Origin of the sequence: Thermosphaera sp., assembly GCA_038827615.1 — an archaeon.
GTDB lineage: Archaea > Thermoproteota > Thermoprotei_A > Sulfolobales > Desulfurococcaceae > Thermosphaera.
On record JAWBNK010000001.1, the window covers coordinates 410,423 to 424,971 of the forward strand.

At 43.3% G+C, this 14,549-nt stretch carries 12 protein-coding genes; 7 read left to right on the forward strand and 5 right to left on the reverse strand.

Features of this window, described 5'->3' with window-relative positions:
• The first annotated feature begins 13 nt into the window (after window positions 1-13).
• Both QXH45_02435 and QXH45_02440 read left to right on the forward strand, forming a co-directional pair.
• Window positions 14-823, forward strand: coding sequence for an aldo/keto reductase (locus QXH45_02435; protein MEM2078097.1), 810 nt, complete (start codon window positions 14-16; stop codon window positions 821-823).
• Window positions 824-879: 56 nt separating this feature from the next.
• Complete coding sequence (locus tag QXH45_02440; protein MEM2078098.1) at window positions 880-1,437, forward strand: Lrp/AsnC family transcriptional regulator; 558 nt, start codon at window positions 880-882, stop codon at window positions 1,435-1,437.
• Between the two features lie 242 nt (window positions 1,438-1,679).
• On the opposite strand, the gene QXH45_02445 is transcribed toward QXH45_02440, so the two are convergent.
• From QXH45_02445 to aspS, 4 genes are read right to left on the reverse strand one after another with little or no spacing between them, the layout of a single operon-like run.
• Entirely contained in the window at window positions 1,680-2,369 is a 690-nt protein-coding gene (locus QXH45_02445) for an adenylate kinase (protein ID MEM2078099.1), read from the reverse strand.
• A gap of 52 nt (window positions 2,370-2,421) precedes the next feature.
• Window positions 2,422-3,567: a myo-inositol-1-phosphate synthase gene (locus QXH45_02450; protein MEM2078100.1), complete on the reverse strand. Its 1,146-nt coding sequence runs from the start codon at window positions 3,565-3,567 to the stop codon at window positions 2,422-2,424.
• 9 nt (window positions 3,568-3,576) lie between these two features.
• The gene (locus QXH45_02455) at window positions 3,577-3,897 is read right to left on the reverse strand and encodes a PadR family transcriptional regulator (GenBank protein ID MEM2078101.1); all 321 of its coding nucleotides are present in this window, start codon (window positions 3,895-3,897) and stop codon (window positions 3,577-3,579) included.
• Between the two features lie 46 nt (window positions 3,898-3,943).
• On the reverse strand, window positions 3,944-5,197 hold the full coding sequence (aspS, locus tag QXH45_02460) for an aspartate--tRNA(Asn) ligase (GenBank protein ID MEM2078102.1): 1,254 nt from the start codon (window positions 5,195-5,197) through the stop codon (window positions 3,944-3,946).
• 542 nt (window positions 5,198-5,739) lie between these two features.
• Between aspS and QXH45_02465 the strand changes: the two genes are divergently transcribed.
• The 4 genes from QXH45_02465 (at window position 5,740) to QXH45_02480 (ending at window position 12,430) form a co-directional block, all read left to right on the forward strand.
• Window positions 5,740-6,507 (forward strand): hypothetical protein, encoded by a 768-nt coding sequence (locus QXH45_02465; protein ID MEM2078103.1) that lies wholly within the window; start codon window positions 5,740-5,742, stop codon window positions 6,505-6,507.
• 40 nt (window positions 6,508-6,547) lie between these two features.
• Window positions 6,548-9,298, forward strand: coding sequence for an ABC transporter substrate-binding protein (locus tag QXH45_02470; GenBank protein MEM2078104.1), 2,751 nt, complete (start codon window positions 6,548-6,550; stop codon window positions 9,296-9,298).
• 88 nt (window positions 9,299-9,386) lie between these two features.
• A complete protein-coding gene (locus QXH45_02475; protein ID MEM2078105.1) occupies window positions 9,387-10,490 on the forward strand; it encodes an ABC transporter permease in 1,104 nt (367 codons plus the stop codon).
• 11 nt (window positions 10,491-10,501) lie between these two features.
• Window positions 10,502-12,430, forward strand: a complete 1,929-nt coding sequence (locus QXH45_02480) for an ABC transporter permease (GenBank protein MEM2078106.1) — start codon at window positions 10,502-10,504, stop codon at window positions 12,428-12,430.
• Here QXH45_02480 and QXH45_02485 read toward each other — a convergent pair.
• On the reverse strand, window positions 12,427-13,494 hold the full coding sequence (locus QXH45_02485) for a radical SAM protein (protein ID MEM2078107.1): 1,068 nt from the start codon (window positions 13,492-13,494) through the stop codon (window positions 12,427-12,429). The two genes, QXH45_02480 and QXH45_02485, sit on opposite strands and share 4 nt — an antisense overlap.
• A gap of 87 nt (window positions 13,495-13,581) precedes the next feature.
• On the opposite strand from QXH45_02485, the gene QXH45_02490 reads away from it, so the two are divergent.
• Window positions 13,582-14,547 carry an ABC transporter ATP-binding protein gene (locus tag QXH45_02490; GenBank protein ID MEM2078108.1) on the forward strand — a complete coding sequence of 322 codons (966 nt, stop codon included), beginning with the start codon at window positions 13,582-13,584 and terminating at the stop codon, window positions 14,545-14,547.
• Window positions 14,548-14,549 lie beyond the last annotated feature (2 nt).

Genomic DNA, 14,549 nt, shown 5'->3' on the forward strand with positions numbered 1-14,549 from the left:
ATGGTTACACCTCATGGCAAACCTGAGTGGTCGAAAATTTATAGGTTCAGATACCGTATCTCCTATCGGACTGGGCACCTATGGGATAAAAAACTATTCGAAAGCTTTTGAAGCATACATTTACGGATTGACCAACGGTATCGATAATTTGGATACAGCCGAAATGTATGATATGGGTAGAGCCGAGGAGTTTGTCGGAGAGTTACTAAAGAATGTCGGAAGAGAAGGCGTCTTTATTACAACTAAGATGCTTCCAAACAGGCTGGATGACAAGGAGAAAATTATTCGTGCAGCACAAGATAGTCTGAGGAGATTGGGAGTGAGCTACGCTGATCTATTTCTGATTCATTGGCCTAATGAGAGATTAACAATAACTACTCAAGTTCAGAATTTCGAAGTTCTAGTTGAAAAAGGATTGTCTAGGTATATAGGCGTGAGCAATTTCAATCTTGCACAGTTAAGGGAGGCTATATATGCAACCAGAAGGACTTCCATAGTGGCGGCTCAAGTCCACTATAGCGTGCTGAATAGAAGGGAGGTTGAAGAAGAGTTGCTACCTTTTGCTCAAGAGCACAAGCTCGCTATTCAAGCTTACACCCCGATCGAGAGGGGATCCGTTAAAGATAATCCATGTATCAAGACAGTGAGCGAGAAGATCGGGAGAACGCCGATTCAAGTTGCTTTGAATTATTTAATCCTTCAGCCAAATGTAATCGCTATACCTAAAGCTGAAAGAATCGAGCATGTGAAAGAGTTGCTGGGCACGCTGGGGTGGCGGATCCCGGAGCCACACTTTGATTATTTGAAGAGATGTCTCGGATGAAAAAGTATGTTCTTTTTATATGAATATAAGAGTCTCTTACCTTTCAATTCAATTAGATGGTGATAATCATATTGGATGATGTTGAATTACAACTGACTAAAATACTAATGAAAAATCCGAGAGTAAGCATATTGAGAATCTCAAATCTTCTTGGCTTGAACTATATCTCCTTGAGGGAAAGGCTTAGAAAGCTCCAGAGGAACGGTTTAATAGATTTTAAGCTTGCTGTATCACCACTACTAGTAGGCGATGTAGCAGGAGTAGTAAGGATTAAGAACAAGGACGTAAGCAAGGTTATAGAGAAAGCCTTGAAGTGCAATAGAGTGATATCTGCTATAATGTTGAATGGCGAAGAAGCATTACTAATAACTTACGGTAGGAGTAAAGACGACATCGCATTCTTAGTGTCCTATCTAACCTCTGAGACGAGCGACGTTGTTGAAGTAAACATCGATTATGGTAGAATTCCGCATGGAGAGAAAATAGCGTTAAAGAATCCTGAGCCGAGGTGTGCTCAGAGAAGTGAAGCTCCCATAAAGTGTAATGAATGCATCCCTGTACTGAGGGGAAGAAATAGAAACTCTAACCTTGGGGAAAACAATATTGCTGTCTAATATCTTCAAGGAATTTTAAAACTGCTTCTTCTCGTCCAGATCTTCTGATTTTTTTAATAGTTCTTCTTAGAGATGGGGTAGAATCTATGATGTTTTTCATTATTTTCTCAAAAAGTTTTCTTCCTTCGCTGTTGAGGAAATCATTGTGGAAAAATTCTATGTGATTAGCTAGAAAAAGATCAATAAGATTGCAGAGTGTTTTGATACTAGAAATACACTGTTTTTTTAAGATGGAGTCTTCATCACGCATACTGTAAATCTTCTCTGCATGGCTTTAACTTTAGGACTCCGTTTTCCCGCAGAACTTTCTCAAGCAATGGAACGACGAACGATATGCCGCCCTCACCGTTTATCTCGATAAGCTTCCTTCTCTCCTTGTAATAATCTAGTATCGGCGTGAATGTTTGATAAAACACCCTGTAGCGATTTCTAACGACCTCGGGCTCATCATCAGGCCTCCTAACCAGTTTTGAACCATCTACATCGCACAGCCCGTTGTTTTTCGGCTTCGGCTCGAAATATATGTTGTAAACTCTTCCGCACACTGGACATATAACCCTGCCGGACAATCTTCGCACAGCAACTTCCTCGGAGACCATGACGTGAATAACGGCATCAACCGGGATGACTTTTTCAAGCGCTATGGCCTGGTTTAAAGTTCTGGGGAAACCATCAAGGATGAACCCTTTCTCAACATCCTTCTCGCGAAGTCTATTCTTCACTATCTCGATCACGATCTCATCCGGCACCAGTTCTCCACGATCCATGTATTGTTTAGCGATCAGTCCGAGGTCGGTGCCCTTGCGAATTTCTTCTCTAAAAATATCTCCGGTGCTGATGTGAGGAATACAGTACTTGTCTCGTAGATACTGGGCATATGTCCCTTTTCCAGCTCCCGGGGCTCCTATCATGATTATCTTCAAAACGACCACCACTAGAGTACAATGTTCCTGGTTTTGATTTTAGGAATAAGATAGTTAAAAATCACATCCTAGGGTCTTTGACTCCGGCCCATTCAAGCAGTTTCATGTAGGCATGGTACTTTGAAACCGCTTTCGCACCGGGGGGACCCGGTCTCTTCATGTAGAAAGCATTCACCTCGTAAACCGTTCCATACAACTCCCTATCAAGAGAGATTTTTCCCAACCTGACCAAGTCCACTAACAGTCCCGCGAGAGCTGGAGAATCGTTTATCCTCATGATAATGTATAATTCATCTTTGAATTCCCCAAAGCTTAAGTATTCAATTATCATTGCTACGAACTTCTTATCGCCTAATGGCTCGAGATAACCCGTTGGTCGGATATAGTTTGGTGTTTCATATCCAAGAATATCCTCCACGATACTACTTTTCGTCTTCTTTTTCATTACGTTTCTCTCCGGTAGATTCAATGCTAGGAAGTCCGTGTTTCCCCCAATATTGAACTGGGCGATATCGAGAACGCGCCTGTTTCTCTCATATAAGTGCTCCAAGAGGTCGGCAGTTATGGGAGTTGCCCCTGTTGAACCATCGTCTCCGAAAACTACTCCTTTGTTCTCTCGATAAAAGCTTATGAATGCTGGGTCGTTTGCGATCGGGGAGGGAATAGCATTGATGAAAACCGCCGGCTTCACTTCTTTTGAGTACAGACCGACCGCGTACGCGTATGCCTGGGAAGCTGTGAGGTCTCCTTCCCTAACCCTTTTTTCAAGGCTTTCTACTCTCCCAATTGGTTCAACAGGCTCTGTTGTCATGACATTTATGAAAACATCTATCTTCAACGACTTCCACTCTTCGACTAAGTCGCGTATCGCCTCTAGTAGCTCCTTATCTTCCTCCCTACCCCTTGCCTTTATCGGCAAGCCCTTGAGACTGTTTAAGTGAATTCCTCTCCTTATCATTACGTCTCTAAGACTTCCCGGGATATTATTGCTCGGGTAATCCCTCAAGGCTATCTCGTATATTGACCTCCCTATTTTCGACTCGTCAACATCGTAGGATGCAACAATATCGATCTCAGAGTATTTGTATGGAAGCCAGTTCCTAAGTGGCACCCCGTGATCCGGAATCTCATTGCTCTTGAGTTTTTCTAACCCAACGGCGAAGTGTGTCGCAACAAGTCCCTGACCAATTATTGCGACTTTGATCATGATGTCACCTCAAATTTTAAGCTTTGAAACTATCTCCTCGAGAAAAACCACTCCTTGGCTGAAGGAATCTATACCCTTGCTCGTTGGCTCGTAGAAAGTCTCGTCTTTCACACTTCTCTTAGCAAGCAAGCCCTCTCTATGCATTCGATATACTACCGTGTAAACTGTTACCGCTGGAGGGTTGATTCCAAACCTCTCTCTAAGCCTAACTTTTACATCGTATGCTTTCAGCGGCTTTTTCTCATCTATTAAAATCTTTATAATGTAGAGCCACAGGTTCTCGATCGTCAGCTTTTTCTTGAGCCTTGAAAGAGCCTTTGAATCGCTCAACATATCACCAAATATTGCATATTTGTAGTGACAAATATAAAGGTTGTTAAGGGAGAAGCCTCGTGCGATCCCTCACGAACAGGATCGCCTCTCTCACATTATCCAGTTTGAGCATTTTCATCAGCAAACGTTCAACTCCTAGGCCGAATCCGCCATGTGGAGGAATACCATATTTGAACGCTTCTAGGTAGAATTCAAAGTCCTCCGGTTTTAACCCCTTAAGAGTCAGTGCTTCAATGAGCTTGTCGTATCGATGTTCTCTCTGACCGCCGCTAGCTATCTCCAACCCCTCATAATCGAGGTCAAACTTTCTAGTGTAAACCCCATCCTCCTCCCTCATGTAGTAAAACCCTGTCGCACTCCAAGGAAAACCTACTATGAAGTAAAGGGGATATCCTTTTTCCGACATTATCTCGCCCAACTTTTTTTCGGCGTGGTCTGGGAGGTCTTCGGCCTCCGAAACCTCTATCCCCTCGCTGACGAGGATGTCGACTACTTCTTTGAATTTTAATTTTTTAAATGGAGGAGTTATCCTATCTAGATTGACTCCCAGGGTATCCAGGTCTTGTTGATTATTCTTTACAACATAATTTACTATGTACGATACGAGGTTTTCAAGCGTTTCCATCACGTCTTCTACTCCGTGGATAAATCCCTGCTCAACGTCTATACCCCATGACTCGTTTAAATGTCGTGGAGTGTTGAACTTTTCAGCTCTAAAATAAGGAGTGATCTCGTATACTCGGGGATAAGCATTCATCAATATTTGCTTGTACAGCTGAGGGCTTTGACTCAGATATGCCTGATACTCGAAGTATTCGACCTTAAACAAAGTGGCCCCTCCTTCCGCCCCTGCTGCAACTATCTTAGGTGTTTGAATTTCGTGGAATTCATTCGACCTCAAATATTCCCGCGCAGCGTGAAGCACGGACTCCCTTATGTTGAAGATTGCTTTCTCCAGCGGATTCCTGAGGAGGAGCCACCGATACTTGATCCGAGTGTCTAGGAGCGAAGGTACTTTTCCGGATGTATCTACAGGAAGGGGAGCTACGGGTTTTGAATACACGGTTAGTTTCGAAGCAATATATTCGGTGCCTCTTTTACTTCTCTGCTCTGGAGCAACCTCTCCCTCAAAGCACATTGCCGCGCCCACTTCTAGCGTTTTTGCAATAGAGTAGAGTTCCGGCTCTCTTTCTTCTTTTAAAACCAACACATGGGGTTTTGTATTGGAGCTTGTGACTTCTAGTATGATTATCTTGCCGATATCCTTTTTTCTTAAAACCCAGCCGCATATTCGCATATCCTTCCCCGGCTCAGTTTAATTTAACAAACCCGAGATTTTTAAACAGCTATTATACCTAACCGACCCTCTACAATCAGTATTTAATAGGTGGAAGGTTTCAACATTCAGGGGATTTCAGCAGAGGCAATTACGAAAAGTGGTCCCAAATTGACGACATTTAAAGGCAATATCTTGAGGACCCTGTGCATTGAGAAATCGCATAAAAATTTCGCATATCAAACTTATTAAGTCGAAGATTAACATATATAAGTGGGCTAAATGCCTACACCCTGCTCACCAGACACCCGGTCTAGTTGGATCAGCTGAAAGGTCCGGCAAAACCGGGTGCCCAAGGGCAGGGTGGCGAGGGGCGTCTCGGGGCGAGTCTGGAGGGACGTCCGTAGGCAGGCCATGCAACTATTATTTTTATTCTCGGACTTCATTTCCTAATTGGTAAACAATAAATTAACCAGGGAGACTCAGACATGAAAAAGACTAAATCTTTTAAGCAATGCTTGGTGAGGTCGAAGAAAAACCTCACCCTATCCTTCGGGGCTATCATGATAGTTATTATCTTATTGTATAATATTCCTCCCATTCAAGTTGGTGATTATTCTATCACGATAAGCATATCTCCTTCGGATTATATCATAAGATTCAAAATTGTGAACATCACGGTTTTTACATCACCACCTAATGACAGCCTCAGCATTAAACTGATTATCAGAGGACTGCTCAACGCAACCATAGCTACTATTCCATTAATTTATGGGCAATTCTTCTACGATCTCAACCTTGTATATGAAGCTTCAGTAGCCAATTTCTCGTTTTCCCCTAATATCGATGTTATGTTGGATTTAGGGATTCCGGGATATCATCCAGCCATAACGACATACGCTTATCACACAAGAGAGGGTTATTGGGAGCTGAGATTTCAATCTCCAGGTTATCTCGACGCGTACGCCGAACTCTACCTTTTGCAAAAGGACCCAAGCATCAGCGTTCAAAATAATGGAGATTTAACAGGGCTGTTAATAATTACAGCGAAGTCTGATAATCACACCATAGTTAAGAGTGCTCAAGTTTCTCCTCGAGAAGAAATTAGACTGCTTTTAGAGGGCTACTACTTGAGAACCGATATGAATGCGAGGCTCTGCTACCTTAGAGCGGTTGTTTGCTTTAATTATAGTGAGAATCGCTTGTTTTTTGTATTAAGAGATAATTTATTATTGGTATTGACCCCGCTACTGTTGGCTGAAGTCATTCATCTGCTTCGCACTTGTAAAAGTGGAGGACGGGGCTCCGTTAAAAGAACTAAAAAGATTTAAATATTAATCACCAATAACAATATATCGGTTGGTGTAACCTATGAGGAAGTTAATATTAGCCTTAATAATCCCAATACTAGTAATATCAATGTTATATATTCCTACACCAGCTCAGGCGGAAGTTGTGAAAGGTCCGGCAAGCGACAAGGTTATAATGAAAAGAGTTCCAATCGACCAAGTACCTGATGCTATTAGAAACAAGGATATCGATTTATACATCTACAGTTTAAGACCAGCGCAAGCTGAGGCGTTGAAGGGTATTGAGGGAGTCGTCTTCTATCAAGCTCCATCGGGATTGATTGATATTATCTTGAACCCTGCTCCTGTCGCAGTAGAGGTTCTTCCTGGGACCCTGGATGCTATCGCGGCGGCGGCGAGAATAGGTGTACCCAAAGATGCTGTAGTTGGGTTGAAGACCAATGGAACACACACTTTCGTGTACTTAGGTGCTAAGCCAGGAGTGGGCGTTAACCCATTTGCATTCAAAGAAGTCAGATTCGCCATGAACTACCTGGTTGATAGAGAGACTGCGGCATTCACTATCTTGAAGGGTTATGCAGTACCCATGTACACGTTCCTAAGCCAGTTTGACCCTGACTACTCAATTATTGCTGATATTATCGCTATGAACGAGTTCAGATACGACCCATCGTATGCTGATCAATTAATTACTCAAGTTCTTCAGCGCGTTGGTGCTGCCAAGTCTGGAGGCAAATGGCTCTATGATGATCAACCAATTTCGTTGAAATTCATCATTCGTATTGAAGACGAGAGATACGACATAGGTAACATGATTGCAACCGATCTCGAATTACTAGGTTTTGACGTTCAAAGAATACCCATGAGATTTGCCGACGCAATTGCAACGTTGTATGGAACCGACCCGGCCGAGTTCCAGTGGCACATGTACACTGAGGGCTGGGGTAAGAGCGGCATTGACAAATACGATGCTGGAACGATAGCTCAATTCTGTGCCCCTTGGGTAGGTTATATGCCGGGGTGGCAGGAACCGACATTCTGGAACTATGAGCACCCCGAGATAGACGATATTACATTGAAGATCTACCAATCTCAATACAAGAGCAAGGCAGAGAGAGATGAGCTATATAGAAATGGTACTCGACTCTGCATTGAAGAGTCAATAAGAGTCTGGGTTGTTACACGACTTGATACATGGGTCGCATGGGACTATGTTAAAGGATTGACCAGAGATCTTGGAGCTGGATTGAGAGGTATATGGAACCTGCGTGAAGCCTACGTCGAGGGAAGGGCTGACAAGACGTTGAGAGTTGGACACCTATGGGTATGGACGTCCACCAGTGAGTGGAACATTTGGGGAGGATTTACTGATGTATACAGTGTAGACTGGGAGAGAGTCACGTATGATCCTTCTGTATGGAACCACCCGTTCAATGGTTTGCCAATACCGTTTAGGTCTAACTACGTAGTAATAACTGCAGGACCGGAGGGTAATATGACAGTTCCAACTACCGCGAAAATATTTGACGCCAATACGGACTCCTGGGTAAACGTACCTGAGGGAACCACGGCAGTCAGTAAAGTAGTCTTCGACTTGAGCAAATACCTCGACGCGAAATGGCACAACGGCATCCAGATCAAGATGGCTGATATAATTGGATACATAGCAATGATATATGACTTAGTGTATGATCCGTACTATAAGACTTTAGAGTCACGCATAGTCTCCAACACTCAGCCGTGGCTCGACACCGTCAAGGGATGGGAGTTCGACGCTGTTAATAAGAGAATGACGGTGTATGTTGATTACTGGCACTTCGACGAAAACTACATTGCAAGCTGGGCAACAGTGACTCCTATAAATCCATTGGAGATACACGTTGCAACTTTCGAGCTGGCGTTAGACAAGAGAAATGAGACAAACCTCGTTCTCTACAGAAGATCGGGATACCAGACCTTCAGCTTGGTATACCCGGACCATGTAACTCTCGTAAAGAACACTCTTCAAACCTACAGCAACAATGCAGCCGTCCTCGCCAAGGCCAACAAATATGCTGACGGATTATTAACAATGGATGAGTGGAACCAGAGGATCCAAGCAGATCTGAACTGGATTAACACTTACAACTTAGCATGGATCAGCAACGGACCATTCATGCTGACGAAGATGGACACGGTGGCCAACGAGGGAGAGATGACTGCATATAGAGACCCAACATATCCGTTTAAGCCAGGAGACTGGTATTTCGGATCACCAACGCCTTCGGCAGTTAGATCTGTCTCAATAGTATCAGACATACCTAACAAGATAATACCCGGTAGAAGTACCATTGTAAACATCGAGGTATCCGGTATTCCACCATTATATGTCAAGTATATGTTGAGGGATCCATCTGGCCAAATATTAGCATTCGCAGATGCGGCCAAGATAGACGACTTCAACTTCAGAATCACTTTAGAACCCGAGTTGACCGCTGAATTACAATACGGTACAAAGTATACTCTACAGTTGATTGTGACTTCAGACGTTGTAGCGACTCCTGAAATAGCTAAGATACCCTTGGATGTGGCAACCTATGCTGAAGTGTTGAATCTCCAGCAAGAAGCCTTCCAGCGGGCAATTAGCCAGTTAGAGGCTAGGATTCAAGGATTAAGCAACAAGATCGATGCGTTGCCCAAGCCTGCGTTACCAGAGGATGTTGCGGCGTTAAAGAACACTGTCGACTCACTGAGTACGGTAGTATATGCGACCCTAGGATTGGTCGTTGTAACTCTAATCGTGTCCATAATACCCTTGATTAAGAAGAAATAACAATTTTAAACACACTTTTTTTCCACGAAAAATTTTTATTTTCCTTCTTTATAAGGGTTAAAGGTAAATAATTAACCGGTGAAAGGTTGTGCCTGGAGCAGGTTACGTTATTGCTAGACGTGGTTTAATACTACTGTTTTCATACGTAATGATCATAATTGTTGTAGCCGCTGTGATGGAGGCTACAGGGTATACGCAAAGGATATATGAATCAATAGTGAGAGAGTCTGTACAGGCAGAAATTCAAGCACTGGTTAGAGCAGGGCGGCAACTATCCCCTACTGAGTTGGAACAGTTGAGAAAGGACTTGGAGGTTTATTACAGTAAAATGTATGGTTTGATCGATGAAGAAGGAAATCCTATACCGCCTTATGTTCGAATGTGGATTCTCGTGAAAAATGCATTAACATTCAACCTGGGTAAGGCAACTAAGGAAAGCGTTGCCCAGCTTGCCAGCAGGCTCCCTCCGGTGCCTGTTAACGAATTAATAGCGACCGTCCTTCCAAGAACGGTGGTAATGATTACGGTGGCAGATATTATAATGGCAGCTATTGCCTTAAGCCTTGCACCAAGAATCGCTTATAGGCACGGCGGATTACTTGATAGAGCCATAATCTCATACTTTGCCATATTCAATGCGATACCCTTATGGTGGCTTGCCATGATATTAATTTTAATACTTGGTTATCAATTGAGAATATTCCCAACCAATATGAGGCCAGTTTCAACATATATGATGACTTTTTGGAATGACCCTGTGAATAACTTTGTGCAGATCGCATACTACGCTGCATTGCCGATAATAACTATAGTCGTTGCAGGCTTGGGCGGATGGTTATACAGCGTGAGAGCCATGGTATTAAGGATCGTCAGAGAGGATTATGTAGTAGTGGCAAAGGCTAAGGGACTCCCAGAGCGTGACATAGCCAGAAAATACATACTCAGAGTAGCAATATCTCCTGTGCTAACATCGGTGATCTTGTCACTAGCGTATTCCTTGGGAGGATACATTATAACTGAATCAGTATTCGATTGGCCAGGCATGGGCTCCCTGTACTATGCAGCGCTAACCACTGGTGACACGCCGACGGTCATAGGATTGTTCGTAGTAACTGTAGGAGTTTACGTAATTGCCAGATTTATCTTGGAAATCTTATATATCGTTCTTGACCCACGTGTTAGGGCGAGATAGAGGTGGTTTAAATGGCAGGGAAGAAGGAACTCACACTAGCTGACAAGATATCTCTTAAGTTAATCAGGCCTATGAAGAATGTGATCAAGGATTTGCTGAGATATTGGACTGGTAGGGTAGGTCTTGTGATATTGTTGGCATTGATAGGCATATCTATTTATGCTATGGTGGCCCTCCCGCAGGGCTTTGTAGCAAGATGGGAGAGCGCTTCGTACTGGGATGAAAATCCTCAATGGGCGCCTCCAACCTGGGTATCAGCTTTTGGGTTCCCCGTTGCGGAAGGTTCTATAATTTCCAAGACAATGCCTGATGAGCCATTGAGTGTAGAAGGAGGTAGATTTATTGTAAGATATGTTGGTGTCTACAAGTTGGAACAGCCGGCATTCCCTCAGGACCTGGTATTGAAACTCACGGGATTGAAGATAGCAAATATATCAGGAACTATTTACGTTCCACACGTCTATTTATACATAAAGAGGCCTGACGGATCATTAATAGATATGTTCGAATCAGATATAGTTGTTGGAGGCAATGAGACCATAGGATTCGTAGCTACTAGGGATACAAAGCCAGATATCTACGATTTATGGAGGATATCCAGTTCACTGGTCTCATATTACAACTTTTCGATTCCAGTAGATATTGTAGGAAACAATGTCACTCTTCAGAGGATCGGGGAGTCAATCATTATTAGCCGCTTGAGAGATGAAGTCAGATTAAAAAGGTCCGCACTCGTCTTTGGGGTTCCATCAATAACCGTTACCAAGAGAGATCAAACCCCAATGGTTCAAAGCATATCGGCCTCTCTGGAGACATTAATATCTCAAATAGAAATCGATAATGACCAAGTAGCTATGGTAAAAGAGAGATTAATAGAAAGCAAGAACTCCCTTGATTCTTTGTTGGAAGGAGACAAGACATTAACAGAGTATCTCGCAACACTGGAGAGAGTGAGCGCTAATTTAACTCAGACATGGAAAATCGCTTTTGCAGACCTCCTATTAGATTCAAAACAGTTAAGTGATTTAGAGAGCATTATTCGATCAATAAATAGATATATTGAGCAATTATACACTACGGACGCGTTTTATGAAATTAAGATAACGTCGACACCGCTAACTGGAAGATACGAGTTTAACGTTATTATAACATACACGGCGAAGGAGGAGTTAAGGGATGTAGTATCGATACCTGCAAGTGAGGTTAGAATTATCGTAAAAGGAAACGCGTATGGAATGTTAGGAACCGATGACCTAGGGAGAGACCTATACCAGGTGTTAATATATGGAACACCAATAGCTTTAGCCATAGGATTAACTACGGCGATTATCACGACATTTCTCGGAGTATTTGCGGGAATAACCAGCGGATACTACGGGGGTTTCATAGATGAGGTAATCCAGAGATTGGCGGATATCATAGGGAACATACCAACATTACCAATACTGATTATCTTGGCTCAGATTGCACAGACCCAGTATGCTGCTTATGGAACAGAAGTTAGGGCTTTAATGACCATTCTAACCATCATAGGTGTGCTTATAGTGTTTGGATGGGGCGGTCTAGCAATAACGGTGCGAGCTATGACACTCTCGATAAAGGAGGAGCCATACATTGATGCTGCAAAGGCATTGGGCGCGAGTAATTCGAGGATAATATTTAAGCATATATTCCCGCAGGTTGCCATGTATGCTAGCGCCTCTCTAGTAGCGAGCGTACCAGGAGCCATATTGAGTGAGGCGGGCTTAAGCGTACTAGGCATCAGGCATGGTTGGCCAACCTGGGGTGCTATACTATCCAGAGCTAGAGACACTGGTAGATACGACATATGGTGGTGGATTTTACCGCCCGGAATTATGTTGTCATTAACGTCGCTAGCTTTCATACTGCTCGGATTGGCCGTTGAGAAAATTGTGGAACCAAGGCTAAGGACCCTTTAAATCTTCTCAACTATTTTTCCAACATATATTCCGTCCTTGTCTTCTATTATTTTAACCGCGTATCTTGCTCCAACTTTTATATAAACGTTTTTCCCAGGAATCATAGTAATCAAACGTTTATGCCTTCCCAAGGTTATACCAATTAATTCTCCCTTTAGCCAACCTTTCGCTATAGTTTCAGCTCCCACGATATCTCCTTTTTTGTAAACAATCGGGATTTTATTATCGTAGACCATGCCCCATTCTTTCATGGTCCACTTGACTCGTATTCCAGTTCTTCTTTCTAGACTCTCAAGCCAGTTGAAAAACTGTGCCCAAGACACCGGTTTAATACGCAGTCTGTTTCTCCCGTATTTATGCTCGTTAAATTTTTGAACAGTGACGGGAGGCCACTTTTTACCAGCTCCTATATTCAAAGCCCACTCTAGTATTTTCTCGATCTCTTCGTCATTCCATCCTGGAAGCCAGAGGGGGGTAACATGAAGGTCGATGCTTGTTTCTTTTGTTATATATTCTGCTAATTTTGCAACTCTCAGCGGATTGTATGATTGTAGCCCATAAAGGATTCTCGCTTTTTCAATGCTAAATGTATCGAAGCTTAGGTTAACTCGATCCAATCCGGAATCCCACAGCTTATTGATAGTCTTTTCAGATAAAGGAGCACCGTGGGTTTCTAAAGCCACGCTCTTAACTTTTGGGTGGTTTTTTAAAGATTTCACAAGGTCATAGATAAATGGATAAGTCAATCCTTCACCCACTGTATCTATTAATACTTCGATAGGAGCAGTCTTGACGGAAGCAACTTCATTAAGGGACTTTAATATAACTTCTGGGTCAGCGATGAATTCAGCCCCCCTATAACTAGAGTATAGACCTGCATCAACGCTACAAAACGCGCAATTCATGGGGCAGATTGTAGTTGGCCGAACTTGAATCACATTAGTACCTCTATCGATCACTCCGAAGGCTATGTGGCCTAGTCCTGGGAGTCCTGGCGGCAGGTAGTAAACCGGTTTGGACCCAAATTTTCCTATCTCTTGCAGAAACCCCATATCCCTGTTCACGGGAATAATTCTTTTTAGAAAAATATTTAAAACCGACGCGCTTTTTATTATAATGTGCTCCCTGATTAATATAGAGGTGCCTTGTGTTTGCCAGAGAAACTATTAGAGGCGAGAGGTTTAAAGACGTATTTTTACACGGCTAAGGGTGTAGTCAGAGCTGTAGACAATGTTTCTTTCGAGCTCTACAAGGGTGAGACGCTAGGGATTGCTGGAGAATCTGGATGCGGGAAAAGCACCCTTGCCTATTCTTTGATGAGGCTTGTTCCACCGCCAGGCAAGCTGGTCAGCGGAGAGATCATTTTCCAGGGCAAGGATGTGACGAAATTAAGTGAAGAAGAATTTAGAAAGCAGGTGCGATGGAAGGGTATTTCAATGGTTTTCCAAGGAGCGATGAACGCGTTGAATCCTGTGTATAGTGTAGGAGACCAGCTAGCGGAGGTCTTAATGCTCCATCAAAACTATACGAAAAAGGAAGCTTTGGAGATGGCCCAGAAGCTTTTGAAAATGGTTGGGATAGACCCCAGCAGAATAAAGAGTTATCCTCACGAGCTAAGTGGTGGCATGAAGCAGAGAGTAGTAATCGCGATGGCATTAGCATTAATGCCGCCCCTCGTGATAGCAGATGAGCCGACCACAGCTCTGGATGTGGTGGTTCAAGCTCAGATTATGAATCTCCTAAAACAGCTTCGGAAAGATCTCGGTATTTCAATTATCCTTATCTCCCACGACCTAAGTTTGATAGCGGAGATTGCGGATAAAATAGCAATAATGTACGGGGGCAAGATAGTTGAGTACGGATCTTCGGAACAGGTCTACAATAATCCTCAACATCCATATACGAAAGGGTTATTGAGTAGTATTCCAAGGCTTCATGGTGAGATAAGAGATTTAACGTGGATTCCAGGAGTACCACCCGACCTGTCAAATCCGCCACCGGGCTGTAGGTTCGAGCCGAGATGTCCTTATGCTCATTCACGATGTAAGGAAGAACCCCCAATTGTGGAGGTGGAGCCTGGCCACAAGGTTGCATGCTGGTTATACGTGAAGGGGTGATT